This is a genomic window from Actinomycetota bacterium (assembly GCA_041658565.1).
Lineage (GTDB): Bacteria > Actinomycetota > AC-67 > AC-67 > AC-67 > JBAZZY01.
Map to the genome: position 1 here is coordinate 1 of JBAZZY010000062.1, position 3938 is coordinate 3938.

Consider the following 3938-nt stretch of genomic DNA (forward strand, 5'->3'; position numbering starts at 1 on the left):
CCGAGCGCTCCGCCATCCGGGAAACCTCCACCGCGCCGTGGCCGTAGGCGTTGGCTTTCACGGCGATGAGGATCTTGCGATTCTCGCCGACCGCCTTCCTGATGCCCTCGATATTGGCGCGAATGTTCCCGAGATGCACTCGGGCATGGGTTTGATACAGCATAACGCGCCCCTATTCCTCGACGACGATTTTCGAGACGTAGGGCGAGGTCGAAAGGGCGAGCAGGGCTCCGTAGCCGGGCCTGAACGCGACCTCGTCGCCCACCTTGATATCGCTCACCGCCTCTTCCACGTCGAGGATGAGGTGGTCGGAGCTGCCGCCCAAGACGATTATGCCCTTGTCCTCAGGCTCGATGCCGTCCACGACGACGTCCTGCCTGCCGATGATGCAGATGGCGCGCTTGCGCACGCCGCGGTCGATGTATTCGGGCGAGCCGCCGAAAGCGTCCTGGCCGCGATTCCCGATGGGGACCGAGGGCTTGCTTTCCACTTCGATGACCTCGGCGACGACCCTGACGGTATCCTGCCGCGTGCCCGGCCAGGGGCTGCGGTCGATGACGTTGCGCCCCAGGACGATAGCCTCGCCTATGCGGAAATGGTTGATTTCCTTGGGCATTTTGCCCGAGGCGAGCAAGGGGAGATTCGCGCTGTTGCCGCCTGAAAGGACGCTCAGCTCCAGGCCGGTGACCTTGCGGCACTGGTCGCGGATATCGATGAGCATGCGCATGTTCTCGACGCTCGGAATGACGCCCCCGTAGCAGGCCAGATTGCAGCCGAGGCCGATAATGTCGATGCCCTTGAGCGCGGCGGCTTCCTTGAGAAGCCCCGGCGCGTTATCCGGCCACACTCCCTCGCGCAGGTCGCCCACGTCCACCATTATGATTACCTTGTGCCTTACCCCCTGCGCGAGCGACTCGTCGGAGAGTTTCATGAGCGTGGGAAGCCCCGAGTTGAGGCTGATCTCGCAGTCGTGCACGACATCGGCTATTTCGGACAACGCGGGCAGGCGCAGGAGCAGGCGCGGCAAGGTCACTCCCATCTCGCCTATCGATCGCAGGTTGGAAATGCGGCTGTCGGCGATCTGGTCCGGGTCGGCCTCGTAGAGGGCCCTCGTGACGCCCAAGTGGGCCGAGGTGACCTTGGTCACGCAGGCGATGTCCGCTCCGTGGTTGTGGCAGAGCTTGATGACCGCGCGCGCGTTTGCCCGGATGCGGTCCGGGTATATTTCGAGCCGAGGCGTCCTGAATCTCATCATGGCGTCACTCCTTTTCCTTTCGCGAAAGTTCCGTTTCGACCCAAGCCTCGAAGGTCTGCTTCACGTCCGCGGGGTAGGCTTGGGCGATCGTCCCGAGCGCGGAAAAGCGATAGTCGCGATCGATGAGGATGCGCGCGTCGGGTGGCGGCAGGAGGTGCTTCCGCGGCCCCAGACAAATGGACCTTAAGCAGTCGGCCGCGCCTTTGACTCTCGTCAGCGCGCCTCCCGTGGCCACGACCCATTTGACGGCGGAAAGATCCTTGCCCTTGACGATCTGCTTTTTCCCCGTCGGCGTGTACAGGTCGGAGATGTGGCCGGCGTGCCTGCGGACCCCCACGTCCACCGCGCGGGCGCAAAGCCACCGGGTCAGTTCCAGCTCGCGCTCGGTCGCGGGCATCGCGCGCAGGTCGCCCATGCGCTCCTCCCAGACCGGGTCGCCCGTCATGTGCACGATGTTGGCCGCGTTGACGAAGACCCCGAGGTCGCCCTCCACCGTGCGCTTGGCACGGGGCTCGGGTTCGGTCGCCTTGTCCTGGTATTCGGGACTGCCGTCGGTGACCGAGTGCACGTCGGTGGTGGCTCCCCCGACGTCGAAGACGAGGCAGTCGCCCAGGGCCTCGGCGAAGAGCTCGGCTCCGCGCAGCACGGCGCCGGGCGTGGGCAGGATGCCCCAGGAGCTCATGCCCGAGAATTTCTCCATGCCAGGCGCGTGAATAATGTGGCGGCCGAAAACCTCGTGGATGGCGCGCCTGAGCGGGTCCACGTTGAGGACGTCGACGTCGGGGAAGACGTTGTCTACTATTATTATCTCGATGCCGGCCTCGCGGAAGAGGTGCTGGATGGGCTTGTGAAGGGCCGAATTGCCCGCGTACACCACGGGCACGCCCAAGCGCATCGAAGCCAGGCTTTCGGCGTTTTTGAGGACGATGGTCTTCTCCCCGAACTCGACTCCTCCTGCGAGGAGAATGATGTTCGGCTTGATTTCGCGTATCTCGTCGAGCTCCCAGGTTTCCAGGGCTCCGGCCGTGACTTTTTTTACTATCGCGCCAGCGCCGAGGGAGGCTTCGTGCGCCGCGCGCGCGGTCATGCTGTAGGTGAGCCCGTGCACGGTCATGCGCAGGCCGCCGGCCGCCGAGCTGTTGACGAAGGTCTCGGGCTTGCCTACGGTGCCGCCGTAAGCCGCCTCCAGGTTCGCGATCGCCTCGGCCACGCCGAGGCCCACGTCGCCGGAAGCGACTGAAGTCTTGGCGAAACCCTGCGCGAGATGGGCGAAACCGCCTTCGCTCAGGAAGGCGAAAGCGTTCGCCTTCGTTATGGTCGAGCCGACCTCGATTGTCAGGATGTCGATGCTCTGGGGCACGTTATACTCCATCGAAAGCTTCGGCGGCGGCGGTCGCCGCGCGGCACTCGCCGCGCACCCGGCCGCCGCCGCCCCAGAAGAGCCGGCGCGGGGCCGGCCCCGTTCATGCCTGTCCCCTGGCCTTGAGAGTCTTTACGATCGCGTTTACCACGTGGAAGCCCTTGGTGCCGCGGCCGAAGGTGGCGTCGAGCCCGGTTTCCTTGGCCATGTCGCGGTTGACCTGGGTGCCGCCCGCGATGAGGACTATCTTGTCGCGGATGCCCTTTTCCTTGCAGAGCTCCGCGAGCTTGCGCATATTGTTGCGGTGCACGTCGTTGTGGCTGATGATCGTGGAGATGAGTATGGCTTGGGCGCCCGTCTCGATCGCGGCGTCGACTAACTTGCCCACAGGCACGGAGGTGCCAAGGTAGCTGTACTTGACGCCGTACTTCTCGATGCCGCCGTGCTTGATGTCGAGAATCTCGCGTAAGCCGACAGAGTGCTCGTCCTCTCCGACCGTGGCGGCGACGACCTTGATGCCGAGCTTCTTCACGACCGCGCGCACCTCGTCCTCGGGAAGCATCTCTTCCTTGGGCGGGATCTTGAGTTCCGACTTTTTAACATCGAAGGCGACCTTGCCCTTGACCTCGACGAAGCAGCCCTCGGCTGGATGCATGACCTGGAGGTTGACGATCTCGGGATCCTTGAGCCCCATCTTGCGTCCCATCTCGAGGGCCGCCTCGCGGGCTATGTCCTCGGACTCGGGCACGACGAACTGGAGAAGCACGGTGCCGTCGCCGGCCCACTCGGCCTCGGGTTTCAGCAGGTCGCCCTTGCGGTAGGGGAGCGTCTTCGAGAGGCGCGCGTTGGCGTTATCCTCGGGATCGAGCTCGTCGATGTAGACTATCTTCTCGGGCTTGCAGAGCGTGCAGCCGCCGATGGGGTCGCAGGCCTTCTTGACGCCGGCGGGGAGTTTGTTATTGCCGAAGTGGTCGCAGACGGGGGCCATGTAGTCTGCGTCGCGTTGCACGAGCGAACCGGCCCCGACGCCGCCCTTCCCGTCGCGGGCGATGCCGTCGTCGTTGCGCTCGGGGTATTTCCCCGAGTCCACGAAGAAGCCCTTCTCTACGGCCGCGAAGTAGCCGCCGGTCTCGACGACTTCCTCGAGGAAGGCGACCGCGCGCTCCTTGAGGTCGCGCGACATCTGGCCGAGCGGCCCGTCCATGTTGAGGCTCACCAGCTCCTTGATGCCGTCCAACGCGGCCCAGGTCTGCTTGACCGTCTGCACGCCGCGGATGTTGTTGTAGTGCCAGGGCACGTTGCGCCCCTCGTCAGGGGTGATGG

Annotated in this window: 4 protein-coding genes; all 4 read right to left on the reverse strand. The window is 64.7% G+C overall.

Annotation, left to right across the window (positions count from 1 at the left end; translation table 11 throughout):
• Positions 1 to 163: alanine racemase (locus WDA27_14780; protein MFA5892189.1), on the reverse strand; the 163-nt coding region annotated here is incomplete at its 3' end.
• 9 nt (positions 164 to 172) lie between these two features.
• Positions 173 to 1252 (reverse strand): alanine/ornithine racemase family PLP-dependent enzyme, encoded by a 1080-nt coding sequence (locus WDA27_14785; protein MFA5892190.1) that lies wholly within the window; start codon positions 1250 to 1252, stop codon positions 173 to 175.
• Positions 1253 to 1259: 7 nt separating this feature from the next.
• Positions 1260 to 2615: a glutamate mutase L gene (locus WDA27_14790; protein MFA5892191.1), complete on the reverse strand. Its 1356-nt coding sequence runs from the start codon at positions 2613 to 2615 to the stop codon at positions 1260 to 1262.
• 103 nt (positions 2616 to 2718) lie between these two features.
• Positions 2719 to 3938: OAM dimerization domain-containing protein (locus WDA27_14795; protein ID MFA5892192.1), on the reverse strand; the 1220-nt coding region annotated here is incomplete at its 5' end.